Origin of the sequence: Bacillus sp. NP157 (assembly GCA_018889975.1) — a bacterium.
Taxonomy (GTDB): Bacteria; Pseudomonadota; Gammaproteobacteria; order Xanthomonadales; family Rhodanobacteraceae; genus Luteibacter.
The window spans coordinates 3,607,034-3,622,792 of the sequence record CP076546.1 but is presented as its reverse complement, the minus strand read 5'-3'; the positions used below and the strand labels follow the sequence as shown (position 1 = coordinate 3,622,792).

Below are 15,759 nucleotides of genomic sequence, written 5' to 3'. Positions count from 1 at the left end.
CGGGCCCGGCACATCTTCGCGCATTTCCCCGGCCCAGCCACGCATCGCAAGAGTTCGCGAGGCGACGGGAGACACAAGCCGCCCCATCGGCGAAGATAAGGCCATGCACCGTCACGCACCCCCCACCACCGGCCGCAGGATCGCGAGGAGCCGCCGGTTGCATGGATGAACCACGTTCGCCATCACGGAAGATCCTGGCCGTTTTCGCGACGGTGATCGGCCTGCTGACCATCGTCGCGCTGCTTATCCCGCGCTATACCGATCAGATCCAGGCGGCGGTCGGGCGCCCGGTCGTGCAACCGTTCGTCCCCGGCGTGGAGCTCTGGCTGAGCACGGCGGACCATCGGCTGAAGCTGGCCGCGCAGCCGGACGTGGCCATGGCGGAAAACGATGGGGCTCCCGCCGACATCGTCATCGACACCGATACGCGCTACCAGACCATGACGGGCTTCGGTGCGGCCATGACCGACTCGTCGGCCTGGCTGCTGCACAACAAGCTCGATGCCGGGCAACGCCAAGCCCTGTTGCAGGAACTGTACGGGCCGCCGCCGAACCTCGATTTCAACATGACCCGGGTGACGATCGGCGCATCGGACTTCTCGTTGAACCTCTACACGCTGGACGACATCCCGTTCGGCCAGACCGACCTGCCGCTGAAACGCTTCAACATGAGCGTCGCCCTGCGCGACGTCATCCCGATGATGCGCCAGGTGATGGCGATCCATCCGGACATGCTGGTGATCGCCTCCCCGTGGAGCGCACCGGCATGGATGAAGGACAGCGAGAACTTCATCGGTGGCCAGCTGCTGGAGGATTTCGAGAGTGCCTACGCGGACTACCTGATCCGGTTCGTCGATGTGTACGCGAAGCACGGGATCCCGGTGTTCGCGCTGACCCTGCAGAACGAGCCGAGGTTCACGCCGATCAGCTACCCGGCGATGATCATGACGGCGGAGACGCGTGCCCGCGTGATCGGCCGCTACCTCGGCCCGCGCCTCGCGAAGCGTACGCCACGCGTGCAGATCCTCGAATGGGACCACAACTGGAGCCATCCCGAGGAACCGTTGCACGTGCTGGCGGACCCGAAGGCGGAGCCCTACGTCGACGGCATCGCCTGGCATTGCTACGAGGGCAGCCAGTACGAGCAGGGGCGCGTGCATCGCGCCTATCCGCAGAAGGATACGTACATCACCGAGTGCTCGGGAGGCGACTGGCCGATCAGCATGAATGGCGAGTTGCTCTGGTTCTCGCGCAACCTGCTGGTGACCGGCATCCGCCAGTGGGCGCGCGGCGTCGTCTACTGGAACGTTGCGCTCGATGAGAACCACGGCCCGCATTTCGGTGGCTGTGCGCTATGCAAGGGCGTGGTCACCATCGACTCGCAGACGGGCGAGGTCACCCGCAACGATGAGTATTACGCGCTCGGCCATTTCAGCCGCTTCGTCCCGCCCGGTTCGTATCGCCTCAAGTCGACGGACACGGATGCCGACAAGGGCATCGCCAACGTCGCCTTCGAAAACGCGATCGATGGCTCGGTCGTGCTGGTGATGGTGAACATCCGCACCGAGCCGCGCGACGTGTCCGTCGCGGAAGGCACGCGCCGTTTCACCTACACCATGCCGCCGGAAAGCGTGGCGACCTTCGTCTGGAACGACGCGCTGGCCGCGGCATGGATCCGCCGTGCGCTGCACTGGCTGGACAGCCGGCGCCCGGCTATTTGAACGTCGCCAGCCAGCGCAGCAGGGCCTGGGACAGCTCGGTGCGCTGGTCGGAATAGGCGTGATCGGTGGGCAGGTGCAGGGTCGTGACCTGGCGGTCACCCGCCTTGCGCAGCGCATCTGCAAACGCGTCGTCCGCGGCGCCAAGCCCGTCGTCGGAAGTGATCACGAAGGCCGGCCGATCCTTCAGCGCGGCCACCTTCATGGGAAAGGCCCACGCGGCGCCGTGGTCGGCGAGCTCCGTCGCCAGGCTGGCCGGCGTGCATCCGGCCAGGGGTGCCATGCCTTCATTGGCCAGGCCCGCGGCCATCTTGCCGATCGCGTCCGTCCGCGAACCCTTCGCCTGCATCGCCGCATACATACCGCCGAAGTCGGCGGCCGAGATCATCGCGATGCCCTTGATCGCCGGATCCGCCGCGGCGCCCTGCACGGCCATGAAGCCACCCATGCTGTGGCCGACGAGGACGATGCGCGAGGTGTCCACGCGCAGGCGCTTCGCATTGTCCGGCTGGCGCAGGTATGCCACCGCCGCGGCGACGTCGTCGATGCTGTTGGCAAATGAGAAGGCACCCGGCGAGCCCCATGAGCCGCGGTAGTTGAAGTACATGACGTTCCACCCGGCCCGGCGCATGTCCTGCGCAAGGTCGAGGTTGCGTTCGTTACCGGGGAAGCCGTGCAGCAGCACCACGGTCGGGTGCGGACCCGTGCCGGCGGCAACGTAGACCAGGCCGTTGACCAGCGAGCCGTGGCTGGGAATCTGCATGCTCTCCATCGATGCCTTCGCCGTCGCAGGCGGCGCGAGCAGGCCAGCCTTCGCCGGTGCGTCGGCTGCGGGAAGGGCCTGCGCCGGCAGGGCCGATGTGAGCAGGAGCAGGCTGGCCGCAAGGCACGTCGACGCGAACGAATGCTTCATGGGATTCCCCTCGAATGAAAGGCCGGCCGATGGCACGGCACCAGCGCACTCTAGGTGCGGCCGGGGATCGTCGCAAGCCACGTATTCGCCGTGCGCGGAGCTGCCCTTGGCGACCAGGCGATGTTCGCGCGTACCGCGCCATCCGGATGGGTCATGGCCTGCTCTCCTGGGATTTGCGCAAGGTAGCCGTCGATGCTTCGCCAGCGATGTAGCGCTCGACCAGTTCGTTGGCCATGTCGGCGGCGAATCCAGCGGGAACGACGGATCGGGCATTGCTCGCCAGGACGAACGCGCCTTCGATGAAGGCGAGCAACGCCGCGGCGAATGCATCCAGCTTGCGCACGCGCTTTGCGCGTTCCACGAGGCATGCCCTGAGCAACTTGCGGATAAGTGAAAGCTCGGCGGTGGCGACGCGCTGGTAAACCTCGCGCACATCCGGGTCGCGCACGGCTTCCGCGCCGATCATCACCCACGCTGCCACGGCGTCGGGGTTGGCGTCGGCACCGTAGGCAAGGCGGGCGTCGATGTAGGCGCGCAGGCGGTCATGCGCGGTGGCCGCCGTTATCGCGCGCGACTGGAAGCGGGTCGACGCATAAGCGGTCAGCTGCTCGACCAGCGCGACGAGGATCTCCCGCTTGTCGTGGAAGTGGTAGTGGACCAGCCCCGGCGCGAGCCCGGCGGCTTTCGCGATCGCCTGGATCGTGGCGCCGGTGTAACCCTGCGCGGCCATCGCCTTGAGCAGCCCGTCGACGATCTGCTGGCGGCGAAGCTCGGTGTTCGGTTTACGCGGCATGGCTGGCCCTCCTTTAAATTGGTTATACACCCAAATAACGCTTGCTCGCCAGCCCGGAGAGGCGTAGGTTCGCTATTAATTGGATGGTCGACCAATAATAGGAGGCGGCATGGACGAAGGTTGCGAAACATCGATCCCGACGTTCGGGCACACGCCGCGCGAGGAAGCCCGGCGTGCCATTGAGCACCCGCTGCCCCGGTCGCTGGGCGCCTGCGCGGTCATCCACGGGTTTCTTTCGCCTGCCGAATGCGACGCGCTGGTCGCCAGGGCCGAAGCGCGCGGGTTCGAATCGGCCGAGCGTGATTACCCACCGTCCTACCGGAACAACGACCGCCAGGTCATCGACGATCCCGAGCTGGCGGCATGGCTGATGCGTCGGCTTGCTGAGCTGGCCGACGGGGCGATCGAACCGATGCTGCCGCAGGATATACGGGACAATTGGCGATTGAAGGGCATCAACGAGAGGCTCCGCCTGTGCCGGTACCGGCCCGGGCAGCAGTTCCGGATCCATCAGGACGGGGTCCATCACCGTGGCCACGGCTGTCGCTCCATGCTCACGTTCATGGTCTACCTCACGGACGGCGACGCCTTCGAGGGCGGCGATACGCTGTTCTATGCGGCCGGACCCTCGAACGGCCAGGACGTCGTCGCGCGCCTTCGTCCGCGGATCGGCAGCCTGATCCTGTTCGACCATGGCATCTGGCACGCGGGTGAGGCACTGACGCGCGGCGTGAAGCATGTGCTGCGCAGCGACCTGCTCTTCGAGCGGGCCGGGGCGAGTGGCGAATGCCCGGGCGTGACACCACACCACCTGGGCTACATCTGGACGCTCGCCGCGCTCCAAGACGGCCGGCTGGCCAGCGGCGGCCGCGACGGGCGTATTCGCCTGTGGCATGGCGACGGATCCCATTCGGCGACGCTCGCTGGGCACGACCAGTCCGTGCTGGGTCTCTGCGAGGCCCAGCCAGGCGTGCTTGCTTCCGTGTCTCGCGATCGCAGGCTACGCGTATGGGATGTCGAGTCGGGCCGGTGCCTCCGGACGGAAGTGGCGCACGAGGCCGCCGCGCTGTCGATCGCGCGGGTGACGCCGCAGGTGTTGGCGACGGGCGGGGCGGATCACCGGGTCCAGCTCTGGTCCGTTGCCGGCGATCGCTTGCGAACGCTCGCTGGACACCAGGGATGGGTCTGGGGCGTGGCAAGCCTCGGTGACCACGCGGTGGCGAGCGCATCGGAGGATGGCTCGCTGCGTCTCTGGGACCTGGATAGCGGCGAGTGCATCGCGCAGCGAACACTTGGAAATCCGTTGCGGACGGTGCACGCCGTTCCGAAGCCGGGCAAACCGGGCGATTACGATGTCGCCGTCGGCGACGAAAGCGGCGGCGTGACGCTCTGGCGCATGGAAGGCGGCGCGATGTCGCTGGCGGGGGCGTTCAAGGCCCACTCCGCCGCCGTGCGGCGGGTTCGCTTCATGCGCGATGGAAGCCTGGCCACGTGTGGCGAGGACAATGCGCTGCGTCTCTGGCACATCCCGTCGATGGTGTTGCGCAACGAGCACGTGCTCGGCAACTTCGTGACCGATGTTGCCGAGCTGTGTGATGGTCGTCGCGTGAGTTGTGGCTACGGCGGCGAGCTTGCCTTCGGCTGAGGCGGCGCCGGTGCGACGCGGACCAGCTTCATCGGCGGGCCGCCTTCGACGAAGACGATGCTCGAGAAATCAGGGGCGAACTCCGCCGTGACGCCCAGGGAATCGGAACGGAAGCGCCTGGGTGACAGGGCGACCAGGTGCTCGGGGGACGGGCCCCCGGCGCTGGCGTAGAGGCCGTCCGGGCGCGCCTCGATCGTCACGTCCAGGCCGCCACCCACGAAGCGCCCGGCAGCCCTGGAAAGCTCGGCGAGCGACAGGTGTTGCGGCTCGACCGCCGGTACCGCCATGCCCGTCCAGCCGTAGTCGGTGGCGACGGCCCGCACCACTTCATCCATCAGTCCACGGCCCTGGCTGGTGTTGCTCAGCACGACGATGCCTTCGCCCTTGCCCGCGTAGCCGATCATCAGGGTGCGGAACCCGCGGTTGATGCCGTCGTGGGTAAAGCGCGTCGGCGCATCCGGGTACAGGGCGACGCCCAGGCCCCAGTTGTCCTTCACCGGGGTCAGCATCTGCCGCGCCATGGCGGGCGAGATACGATGCCCGGCCGCGCCCGCGGCCGCGGCCTGGATATCGATCACCACGCGGGCTAGGTCGCTGGCGGTGGTCCATAAGCCCGCCGGCGCGAGTTCGGGGTCGACTTCGTAGTTGCCCGGGATCGCGGCGCCGTTTTCATAACCGAACGCCATGTTGGCGAGGATGGCGGGTGACGGCGGTTGGGCGAACGCGCTGCGGGTCATGCCGAGCGGGCCGAGCACCTCGCGCTGGGCCAGTGCCTCGAACGGCTGGCCGCTCGCATCGGCGAGCGCTAGTTGCGCCACCACGTAGCCGCCGCCGGAGTATTCGAACTGGGCGCCAGCCGGCAGGATGCTGCGTACGGGGCCGCTGGTACTCGGCGGCACGCCATCGAGGATCTGCACGGTGGTAGGAAGCGGGACACCCGGCAGGTACCCGTTGAAGCCATGTACGCCCAGCCCAGCGGTGTGGCTCAGCAGCTGGCGCAGGGTGACCCCGTTGGGTGCCAGCTTCGGATCCTTCGGCAGCTGCCACGAGCGCAACGCATCGTTGATGTCTTTGTCCAGGCCGATCGTGCCCTGTTCGACCAGCCGCAGGGCGAGCAGCGCCGTCACGGTCTTGCTGATCGATGCCGCCTGGAACGCGGTATCCGGTGTCACCGGCGCACACGTCGCGACGTCGCGCACGCCCCATCCCCGGGCCCAATCCAGCTTGCCCTTGTGGATCACTGCCACGCTGATGCCGGGCACGCCGTATCGCTGCATGTGGTCGGCCAGCGTCGACGGCTTCTCACCGTGGCCCAGCACGGCCGGCAGCATATGTGACTCGACATAGCGCGTGTGCGCATTGCTCGGGCCACCTGCCGTTTCGGCCGGCGCAGGGCAACCCGCCTTCTGCGCGAAAACCGGCATGGTCGCGCCGGCAACGAGCACGGCGGTGCCCTGCAAAATGAATCGTTTGATCCTTCGCATCGGTCGTTCCCTCTGGTTGATGGCTTGCCCGCGCTACTGGCGACGCATGATCGAGCTGACGATCAGGCCCTTCTTGTCGAGCTGGATGAACACCTGTTCCGCGCCGTGCGCGTGCTGCACGTCGTAGATGTCCCAGCCATAGTTCGTGACACCCTCGAAGCGATACGACTCCACCGGACCAAGCTGGGCGTAGTAGCCGCGCAGCGACGCATGGTCGACGGGCGGGCTCGTCGAGTAGGGCGACGTCAGCGACGGGTCGTCGGTATTGGACAGGACCTGGCGGAGTGCACGTTCGCTATCGGGGTACGCGGCCTGGGCCTTGACCCTTGCCGCCAGGTCGCGGCGAACCTGGGATGCGGTCGCGTCATCCACGCGATGTGCCGTCGCCGCGGGCCAGTTGTGGATGTACACGTCCATGGTGCTGCCCTGGCCACTGGCGCCTTTGCTGAACTTCAGCCGGGCGTCGAGGCTCGGAATCGCGAACTCGCTATCGCTGAGCGTGGGCGCATCGATCGTGCCCTGGGCCATGAACTGGCCGATCGGCGTGACGGTCAGCCCATCGCCCTTTCGTGCGACGGTCACCAGCGAGTAATCGCTGAGCTGGTATTCGCCGGCGTAGGCATCGAGCAGCGCAGGATCGATCGCCATCGTGCCGTTCGCCGCCGCGGTAGCGCGGGCGGGTGGCGTGACCTGCGCGGCGAACACCGCCATGCCGAGCGCGACGCTGACCAGGACGAAAGCGAACGCACCAGCCAACTTCTTCGGTTTCATCAGCATGATCCTTATCCTCTGTTCGAGAAAAGACTTCGACTCCGACATGGCGGTGACCGACCCGATGAACTCGGACTGGTTTTGCCCGACCTGGATCAGCGTCTCGCAGTATTCGCCCAGGTCGCCGCCGCCTTTGAGCACCCGGGCGTCGCAGTCCACCTCGATCGCCCGGCGAAGGCGATGGAACTGCCACCACAGCAAGGGATTCCATGGCATGGCCACCAGCAAGGCCAGGGCCGCGACGACGAGTAGTGGATCCCGTGCCTGCAGGTGCGACTGCTCGTGCGCCATGACGTAGCGTTGCTGGGCGGGCGACTCCTGCATGACCCACGCCGGGACGACGATCCGCGAATGGATCAGGCCGACGACGGCCGGGCCCACCCGATCGGAGACCAGTACGGGGACATCGCACAGCTGCCCGTGGGTCCACTGCCGCTTGCGTCGTTGGAACAACGCGGTGCCCATGCCCACGAACAACAGCAGGGTGAACGAACTCGCCATCCACGTATCCGCGAGGATCGCGTCGACCGTCGTGGATGACGTGTACGCCTTCGTGCCGCTCCAGTCGATCACGCGCGAGGCGAGGGGTATCGAGGTCGTCTCACGCAACGCGAGTGGCGCGCTGGGTGCCGTGGAGCCGTGCGGTCCGGGAATCGCGATCGACACCGTGGCCATGACCACCGGAAGGAGCAGGGAGGCTGCGCTGGCCACCAGCCACGGCCAGCGCGTGGGCCGCTGGCCGGCCTTGGCCGCCTGCTCGGCGAGGAGGGCCGCCGCACTGATCGCGAGCGCGACCAGCAAGGCGTAGATCATCCAGGCGAGCATCACGGCTTCTCCTTGCCGGTCCCCTCGGAAAGCAACCTGCGCATGCGCGCGATCTGCTCTTTGCTGAGCTTCTGCTCCGACACCAGGTGGGTGAGCAGCAGCTCGGTGGAACCCTTGAAAAGCTTGTCCGTCAGGTGCTGGAGGGCGTTCTTGCGCGCCACCTGTTGCTTCACGCTGGCGAAATAGCGATGCCCGCGCCCTTCTTCCTCGTAGCCGACGTAGCCCTTCGCTTGCAGGGTACGCAGCACGGTAAGCACGGTCGTGTACGCGAGCTTGTCGGTGAGGCGTTCGCGGACGTCGGAGACAAGCGAAGGGCCGTGTTCCCACAGCACCTGCATGATGTCCGCCTCGCGGTCGGTGAGCGAGATCTTCATAGGTGGACCCCGGCTTCTATCTACTAGAGATGTAGTAGATATAGGCCGGGGTGCCACGCTTGTCAACTACATCTTTAGTAGATGATCAGCCCAGCGGCCGGACCCAGATATTGCGGAAGCTAATCGGCTGCGAATGGTCGCCGTGCGCCTGCAGCTTGATCGGGGCATCGGTGTAGGCCTTGTACTTCGGCTTGCCGATGTAGAAGGTTTCGCCGGTGAGTTCGGTGTGGTTCTGCACGAGCACGCCGTTGTGGAACAGCGTGACATAGGCCGGGGTCTTCACCGAGCCATCGGCAGCAAAGACCGGTGCGGTCCAGATGACGTCGTAGGTTTGCCATTCGCCCGGATGCCGCGCGGCATTCACCAGCGGCGCCGCCTGCTTGTAGATGCTGGCGGCCTGGCCATTGACGTAGGTCTTGTTCTCGAACGAGTCCATGATCTGGATTTCGTAGCCTTCGTCGCCGGGACCGGTGGATGCAAGGAAAAGGCCGCTGTTGCCGCGCGCCTGGCCTTCGCCGGTGATGTCCTTCGGGATCTGCCACTCCAGGTGCAGCTGGTAATTACGGAAGTGCTGGCGGGTCTGGATGTTGCCCGCGGTCTTCTCGACCGTGACCACGCCGTCGTGCACTTTCCACAACGCGGGCGAATGATCCTTGGACGCTTCCCATCCAGCCAGGTCGCGACCGTCGAAAAGCACGACCGCATCGGACGGCGGTGCGCCGTCCTTCGCCGCGGGCGTGACGATTTTCGGTACGGGCTCCCATTGTTCGGTCGCCTTCGGGTCGTCCTGTGCCGACGCGCAGGACGGGCCGATGATCGCAAGGGTGAGCAGGGCTGCGGAGGTCAGGTGCTTCATGGGGATTCCTGGATAGGGGTCAGACAACGCACGTCCTGAAGGCTTCGGCGAACGAATCGAACGGATCCGCGCGTGTCGGCATGAACTCATGCGCGAGGAAGCCCTTGTAATTCAGGTCGGCGATCGCCGTGGCAACAGCGCGGTAGTTCAGTTCCTGGCTGCCGTCGATCTCGTGGCGACCGGGGACGCCGCCGGTATGGAAATGGCCGATCCACTGGATGTTGTCGCGGATGGTGCGGATCACGTCGCCTTCCATGATCTGCATGTGATAGATGTCGTAGAGCAGCTTGACGTTGGGCGAGCCGAGGCCCTTGGTCACCGCCACGCCGAACGCGGTGTGGTCACCCTGGTAGCCGTGGTGGTCCACCTTGCTGTTGAGCAGCTCAAGGCACAGCGTGACGCCGTTCTCCGCCGCGTACGGTGCGATCTTCGAAAGGCCCGCGATGCAGTTGGCGATGGCACGCTGGTCGTCGATGCCGGCCTTGCGATTGCCGAACATCGTGATGATGTTGGTCACGCCGGCGCGCTTCGCCAGCGGGATCGTCGCTTCGATCTCCTTGATCAGCGTGGCGTGGTTGGCCGGGTCGTTGAAACCCATTTCGATGAAGTTGTCGCGCTTCGACGGATAGCCCATCGATACCGCGAGGCCCTGGTCCTGCACGATCGACCACTCGTCCGTATAGAGCAGGTCGACACCGGCGAAACCGATCGCCTTCAGCCGTTTGCACAGCTCGGGAAGCGGCGCTTTCGAGGTCCAGCGGCTCAGCGATTGCCTGAGCCGTCCACCGGTGGCCGGCGGCGTGGCCGGGGCGGTCGCCGTCCCCGCGACAGTGCTGGCCGAGGCGAGCAAGGGTGAAGCCCCGGCCATCGCCGCGGCGGCGGCGAGGCCGCCCAGCATGCGGCGGCGGCCGGTGTCGGTCGTATCGTCCGGTTTACTCATTCGAGGCCCAGTACCTGGCGGTTGAACGTGCGATCGCTGCCGGTCGACGCGAAATCGTCGAACGCACGGCCAGTGACCTTGATGATGTGGTCGCGGATGAAGGGCGCGCCTTCCGCAGCGCCCTGTTGCGCATCCTTGATGCAGCACTCCCATTCGAGCACGGCCCAGCCTGGGTAGTCGTACTGGGCAAGCTTGCTGAAGATCGCGCCGAAGTCGATCTGTCCGTCGCCCAGCGAACGGAACCGGCCGGGGCGGTCGATCCAGTCCTGGTAACCGCCGTAGACGCCGGAACGCCCATTGGGCCGGAACTCGGCGTCCTTCACGTGGAAGGCGCGGATGCGCTGGTGGTAGTTGTCGATGAACTGCAGGTAGTCCATCTGCTGCAACACCATGTGGCTCGGATCGAACAGGATGTTCGCGCGCGGATGGTGGTCGACCGCATCGAGGAAGCGCTCGAAAGTGGCGCCGTCGTGCAGGTCTTCGCCTGGGTGCAACTCGTAGCAGAGGTCCACGCCGGCGTCGTCGAACGCGTCGAGGATCGGCTTCCAGCGCCGGCCGAGTTCCGCGAACGCTTCGTCGACCAGGCCTGCCGGGCGCTGCGGCCACGGATAGAACAGTTGCCAGGCCAGTGCGCCGGAGAAGGTCGCGTGTGCCGACAGGCCGAGGTTCTGGCTCGCCTTCGCACCCAGCTTGACTTGCTCCACCGCCCAGGCCTGGCGCTCCTGCGGACGACCGCGCAGGGCTTCCGGTGCGAAGCCATCGAACAGCCGGTCGTAGGCGGGATGCGATGCGACCAGCTGTCCCTGCAAGTGGGTGGACAGCTCGGTCACGGCCAGCCCGTGTTCGGCGAGCATGCCGGCGATGTCGTCGCAATACGCCTTGCTCGCCGCGGCCTGCTCGAGGTCGAACAGGCGACGGTCGTTGGACGGGATCTGTATGCCGACGAAGCCGAGCGACGATGCCCAGCGGGCGATGGCCGGCAGCGAGTTGAACGGCGCCTCGTCCGATGCGAACTGGGCGAGGAAGATGCCTGGACCCTTGAGTGTCTTCATGTCAGATCTTCAGCGAAGCCTCTTCGGCCCAGGCACGGCCATTGCCAGCCTTGGACAGCGGGATATCGGCCTTCCATCCGGCGGGCACGGGGTCGTACTGCAGCACCTGCGTACAGCCTGGCTGCGACAGGAAGAAGCCCAGCATCGTCAGCTTCTTGCTCATGAGCACGAAGTCGGCGGCCGGCGGCATGGTGCCGCCATGGGGCACGGCGAGTGCCTCGGCATGCAGCCGGCCGACCAGCGCTTTCTGCTGGGCACTGTCGAGCTGCAGGAACGGCTTGCCGCCCGCCTTGTCGAACGCGGCCATGGCGGTGAGGTAACGGGTCTGCTCTTCCTTCGTGTAGGCGGCCTTGAACAGCTGGTCGATGAACAGGGGAACGCCCGCATCGACCGCGCCCGGCGTATCCGTGCGCGGGATCACGATGTCCGATACGGCGCCGACCAGGCTGTATTGCGCAGGCTGGAAGAATTCCGGTTTGGCCTGCGGCGCCTGCGAGGCGGCGTGCGCGTCGAACACCGCCAGCAGCGAGGGGCCCGCGAGGGCACCGACGGCCAGCACGGACATGCTTTTCAACCATTCGCGACGATTCATGGCTTCGATCCTCAGATATTGCCGCGCTTGAGTTCTTCCACGGCGTAGCTGGCCGCGCGTGCGGTCAGTGCCATGTAAGTGAGGGACGGGTTCTGGCAGCCGGACGATGCCATGGCCGAACCGTCGGTCACGAAGACGTTCTTGCAGGCATGCATCTGGTTGAAGCCATTGAGCACCGAGGTCTTCGGGTCGCGGCCCATGCGCGCGGTACCCATTTCATGGATGCCGGCGCCGACGTTGGCATTCATCGTGAAGGAGCTGACGTCGCTATAGCCCGCGCCCGACAGCATCTCCATGGCGTCCTCGATGATCGCCTTGCCGATCATCTTTTCGTTTTCCTGGTGCGCGGCATCGAAGTTCAGCACGGGCATGCCGTACTTGTCCTTGTGGTTGCGGTCCAGGCTCACGAAGTTCTTGTGCGAGGGTAGCATCTCGCCGAAGCCCATCATCGAGACATACCAGGGGCCCGGCTCCTGCGCCGCTTCCTTCAGTTCCGCGCCGAGGGCATGCTGTTCGACCAGGCGGGTCCAGTCCTGGCGGCCTGCGCCACCCTGGAAACCGAAGCCGCGCAGGTACTTCTGCTTGTCGGTGCCGACGTTGCGGTAACGCGGGATATAGAAGCCGGTGGGGCGTCGGCCGGAGTAGTAACGGTCCAGGTGGCCTTCGACCATGGCGCGCGCGCCCGTGCCGAACGTATGGTCCATGATGTTGTGGCCGAGCTCGCCGCTGTCGTTGCCGAAGCCGTTCGGGAAGCGCGTCGAGGTGGAGTTCATCAGGATGTGCGCAGTGCCGAAGGTCGACGCGCACATGAAGATCACCTTGGCGAAGTACTCGGTCTGGTGGCCGGTCTCGGCATCCAGCACACGAACGCCGGTGGCCTTGCCTTTGTCGTTGTCATAGATCAGTTCGTACACGATGGCATTGGTCACCATCGTCATGTTGCCCGTGCGCTCGGCCGAGGGCAGGGTGGACGAGTTGCTGCTGAAGTAGCCGCCGAACGGACAGCCGCGCATGCACAGGTTGCGATACTGGCAGGTGCCGCGCTGCGGGCTCTGGTCGTGCTTGAGCGGCGCCGAGAGATTGGCGGTGCGGCCGATGATCAGCTTGCGGTTGAACTTGCTGTCCAGCTTGCCCTGGAAGTCCTTCTCGACGCAGTTCAGATCCATGGGCGGCAGGTAGTTGCCGTCCGGCAACTGGGCCAGGTGATCGTTATTGCCGCTGACACCGATGAAATGCTCGACCTTGTCGTACCACGGCGCGATGTCCGCGTAGCGGATCGGCCAGTCCACGCCGACGCCTTCCTTGCCGTTCGCTTCGAAATCCATCTCGCTCAGGCGATAGCTCTGCCGGCCCCACATCAGCGAACGGCCACCGACGTGGTAACCGCGGAACCAGTCGAAGGGCTTGGTTTCTTCGTAGGGATTGTCGATGTCGTCGGCGAACCAGTGCTTGGTCGACTGGGTGATGCCATAGAACGACGGGCGCGTGTGCTTCGGCCAGCGGGCGATGTCGGCCTGGGTGGGCGCATCGCCGTAGGGAAGCTCCCAAGGTGCCTTCATGGCGGTGGGGTAGTCCAGGTGCTTGACCATCGGGCCGCGGTCCAGCACGAGGGTCTTCAGCCCCTTCTCGGTGAGTTCCTTGGCCGCCCAGCCACCGCTGACGCCGGTGCCGACGACGATCGCATCGTATGTGTTCGTTTCCATGCCTATCCCTTCAGCGCAGCGGGCGCAGGTAGTCGAAGTCGACGCGCGCGGCGTCAAGCGGGCTCATGCGGGCGTACGGGCCTTCCTGCTCCACGAAGCAGTGCTTCAGTCCGGAGCTATCGGCAGCCGCCATGATCGGTTTGTAGTCGAGCGTGCCGCGGCCGAGTTCGGCGCCGGGATAATCCGCGGCGTTGCCGGGCAGGAAATCCTTCGCATGCATCAGCGGGATGCGGCCCGGGTTGGCCTTGAAGTAGTCGACCGGGTTCTTGCCGCCGGCGTGGACCCAGCCGCAGTCGAGCTCGAACTGCACGAGCTTGTGGTCGGTTTCCGCGAGCAGCACGTCGTAGAAGGTCTTGCCGCCACCCACGTCGGTGAACTCGGCATGGTGGTTGTGGTACGCGTACTGCAGGCCGGCCTTGCTGGCCTTCTCACCGAGGCGGTTGGCGTAGGCGGCCGTGCGCTTCGCGTCGTCGAGCGTGTAGGTGACCTCGCCCGAGCCGTGCACTTCCTTCTGCATGATCCCCGGCAGCATGCTGCTGACGATGTACTTCGCGCCCAGCGTGTGCGCGGCACCGATGCCGGCGTCGAAGCCAAGGCTGTCGAAGTGCATGCTCGGGCAGGCCAGGCCGGCTTCCTTCAGTTGATCGCGCAGGGTCTCCGCCGTACTCGTGATGATCGCCTCGATCTCCGTATAACCGATCGACTTGAGTGTCTTGAGCGTGCCCTTCGGATCGGCGTTGTACGCGTCGAGCACCATGTAGAGCTGGATGCCCATGCCCTTGCCCTTCGTGGCGGCGGCCAGCAGCTTGCCCGGCGCGCCGAGGCCGAGCCCCAGCGCGGTGCCACACAGCGCGGAGCGCGCGAGGAATTGCCTGCGATTCATCATGGACAGTGGTTCCGTAAATCAGTGGGTGCCGGCGACGGCAGTGGCGGCAGCGGCCCTGCGATCCTTGAACAGGACGACGAAGAGGACGAAGACGAAGGCGGCGAAGGCCCCGGCGACGGTCCAGATGCCGTGCCAGTCGTGCGTGCCGTCGCTGCGCGTATAGGTCTCGACCACCACGCCGGAGAGCCACGAGCCAACGAACATGCCCAGGCCATAGGTGAGGAAGGTGATGAGCCCCTGCGTGGCCGCGCGCAACGCGGGCGGCGCCTCGCGGTCGATGTAGATCTGGCCCACCACGAAGAAGAAGTCGAAGCAGACGCCATGCAACACGATGCCGAGCCAGAGCATCCACATCAGGTCGGTGCTGCCGCCGAAGGCGAACATGCCGTAGCGGACCACCCAGGCGAGCATGCCGACGGCGAGCATCCACTTCACGCCGAGGCGGCGGAAGAACCAGGGGATGAGCAGCATGAAGAACAGCTCGGACATTTGCCCGCCGGTCATCTTGCCGGCGGCATTGACCACGCCCACCTCGTTGAGGAACAGGTTGGTGAACGCGTAGTAGAACTGCAACGGGATGCAGATCAGGAACGAGGCCAGCGCGAACACGGCCATCGAGCGCTCACGGAGCAGGTGCAGCGATTCCAGCGGCAGTGCATGGCGCAGCTCGAAGCGCGTGTTGCGCGCCAGCGGCGGCGTCGGCGGCAGGGTGAAGCAGTAGCCGGCCATCACGACCGACAGGCCGGCCGCCAGCAGCAGCGGCGACGCAGAGGCTTCCACGCCCCACGCGCCGACCACCAGGCCGACGAGGATCCAGCCGATGCTGCCGAACACGCGGATGGCGCCGAATTCTTCCTGCGGATCCTTGATGTGGCGCATGGCGAGCGAGGCCGTAAGCGCCAGGGTCGGCATGTAGCAGAGGCTGTAAGCCAGCAGCGGTGCATAGACCATCGCGAAGGTGGTCTGTTGCGCGGCGACCGCCAGCAGGACGGCGCCAAGCAGGTGCAACAGCGTCAACACGCGGCGCGTGTCGAACAGGCGATCGGCGAGCAGGCCCACGAATAGTGGCGAGATGATCGCGCCGATCGCGGTGGTGCCGGCGACGGCACCGATCTCGGTGCCGGTGAAATGCAGCGTCTTGCCGAGCCAGGTGCCGACCGTGACGTACCACGCGCCCCAGATCCCGAACTCAAACAGCATCATCACT

Annotated in this window: 14 protein-coding genes; 2 read left to right on the top strand and 12 right to left on the bottom strand. The window is 65.9% G+C overall.

Translation table 11 applies throughout. The features are described 5' to 3' along the window. The first annotated feature begins 161 nt into the window (after positions 1-161). On the top strand, positions 162-1,721 hold the full coding sequence (locus KPL74_16635; GenBank protein ID QWT19360.1) for a glycosyl hydrolase: 1,560 nt from the start codon (positions 162-164) through the stop codon (positions 1,719-1,721). On the opposite strand, the gene KPL74_16630 is transcribed toward KPL74_16635, so the two are convergent. Both KPL74_16630 and KPL74_16625 read right to left on the bottom strand, forming a co-directional pair. Then, positions 1,714-2,631, bottom strand: a complete 918-nt coding sequence (locus KPL74_16630; protein ID QWT19359.1) for an alpha/beta fold hydrolase — start codon at positions 2,629-2,631, stop codon at positions 1,714-1,716. The genes KPL74_16635 and KPL74_16630 overlap by 8 nt on opposite strands. 151 nt (positions 2,632-2,782) lie before the next feature. Next, on the bottom strand, positions 2,783-3,424 hold the full coding sequence (locus KPL74_16625) for a TetR family transcriptional regulator C-terminal domain-containing protein (GenBank protein ID QWT19358.1): 642 nt from the start codon (positions 3,422-3,424) through the stop codon (positions 2,783-2,785). 109 nt (positions 3,425-3,533) lie between these two features. On the opposite strand from KPL74_16625, the gene KPL74_16620 reads away from it, so the two are divergent. Continuing rightward, positions 3,534-5,069, top strand: coding sequence for a 2OG-Fe(II) oxygenase (locus KPL74_16620; protein QWT19357.1), 1,536 nt, complete (start codon positions 3,534-3,536; stop codon positions 5,067-5,069). On the opposite strand, the gene KPL74_16615 is transcribed toward KPL74_16620, so the two are convergent. From KPL74_16615 to KPL74_16570, 10 genes are all read right to left on the bottom strand, one after another. After that, the gene (locus tag KPL74_16615) at positions 5,042-6,553 is read right to left on the bottom strand and encodes a beta-lactamase family protein (protein QWT19356.1); all 1,512 of its coding nucleotides are present in this window, start codon (positions 6,551-6,553) and stop codon (positions 5,042-5,044) included. The two genes, KPL74_16620 and KPL74_16615, sit on opposite strands and share 28 nt — an antisense overlap. 33 nt (positions 6,554-6,586) lie before the next feature. Further along, positions 6,587-8,152 carry a hypothetical protein gene (locus KPL74_16610; GenBank protein QWT19355.1) on the bottom strand — a complete coding sequence of 522 codons (1,566 nt, stop codon included), beginning with the start codon at positions 8,150-8,152 and terminating at the stop codon, positions 6,587-6,589. Continuing rightward, positions 8,149-8,523, bottom strand: a complete 375-nt coding sequence (locus KPL74_16605; GenBank protein ID QWT19354.1) for a BlaI/MecI/CopY family transcriptional regulator — start codon at positions 8,521-8,523, stop codon at positions 8,149-8,151. Before KPL74_16605 ends, KPL74_16610 begins: the two co-directional genes overlap by 4 nt. 85 nt (positions 8,524-8,608) lie before the next feature. Then, positions 8,609-9,379 carry a DUF1080 domain-containing protein gene (locus KPL74_16600; protein ID QWT19353.1) on the bottom strand — a complete coding sequence of 257 codons (771 nt, stop codon included), beginning with the start codon at positions 9,377-9,379 and terminating at the stop codon, positions 8,609-8,611. 19 nt (positions 9,380-9,398) lie between these two features. Continuing rightward, positions 9,399-10,319 carry a TIM barrel protein gene (locus tag KPL74_16595; protein ID QWT19352.1) on the bottom strand — a complete coding sequence of 307 codons (921 nt, stop codon included), beginning with the start codon at positions 10,317-10,319 and terminating at the stop codon, positions 9,399-9,401. Further along, positions 10,316-11,371 carry a sugar phosphate isomerase/epimerase gene (locus KPL74_16590; protein QWT19351.1) on the bottom strand — a complete coding sequence of 352 codons (1,056 nt, stop codon included), beginning with the start codon at positions 11,369-11,371 and terminating at the stop codon, positions 10,316-10,318. Before KPL74_16590 ends, KPL74_16595 begins: the two co-directional genes overlap by 4 nt. A 1-nt stretch (position 11,372) precedes the next feature. After that, positions 11,373-11,963: a gluconate 2-dehydrogenase subunit 3 family protein gene (locus KPL74_16585; protein QWT19350.1), complete on the bottom strand. Its 591-nt coding sequence runs from the start codon at positions 11,961-11,963 to the stop codon at positions 11,373-11,375. An 11-nt stretch (positions 11,964-11,974) separates the two neighbouring features. Next, complete coding sequence (locus tag KPL74_16580; protein ID QWT19349.1) at positions 11,975-13,666, bottom strand: GMC family oxidoreductase; 1,692 nt, start codon at positions 13,664-13,666, stop codon at positions 11,975-11,977. 10 nt (positions 13,667-13,676) lie between these two features. Then, positions 13,677-14,552, bottom strand: a complete 876-nt coding sequence (locus KPL74_16575; GenBank protein QWT19348.1) for a sugar phosphate isomerase/epimerase — start codon at positions 14,550-14,552, stop codon at positions 13,677-13,679. Positions 14,553-14,570: 18 nt separating this feature from the next. Next, complete coding sequence (locus KPL74_16570) at positions 14,571-15,758, bottom strand: nucleoside permease (GenBank protein ID QWT19347.1); 1,188 nt, start codon at positions 15,756-15,758, stop codon at positions 14,571-14,573. Between the last annotated feature and the right edge of the window lies 1 nt (position 15,759).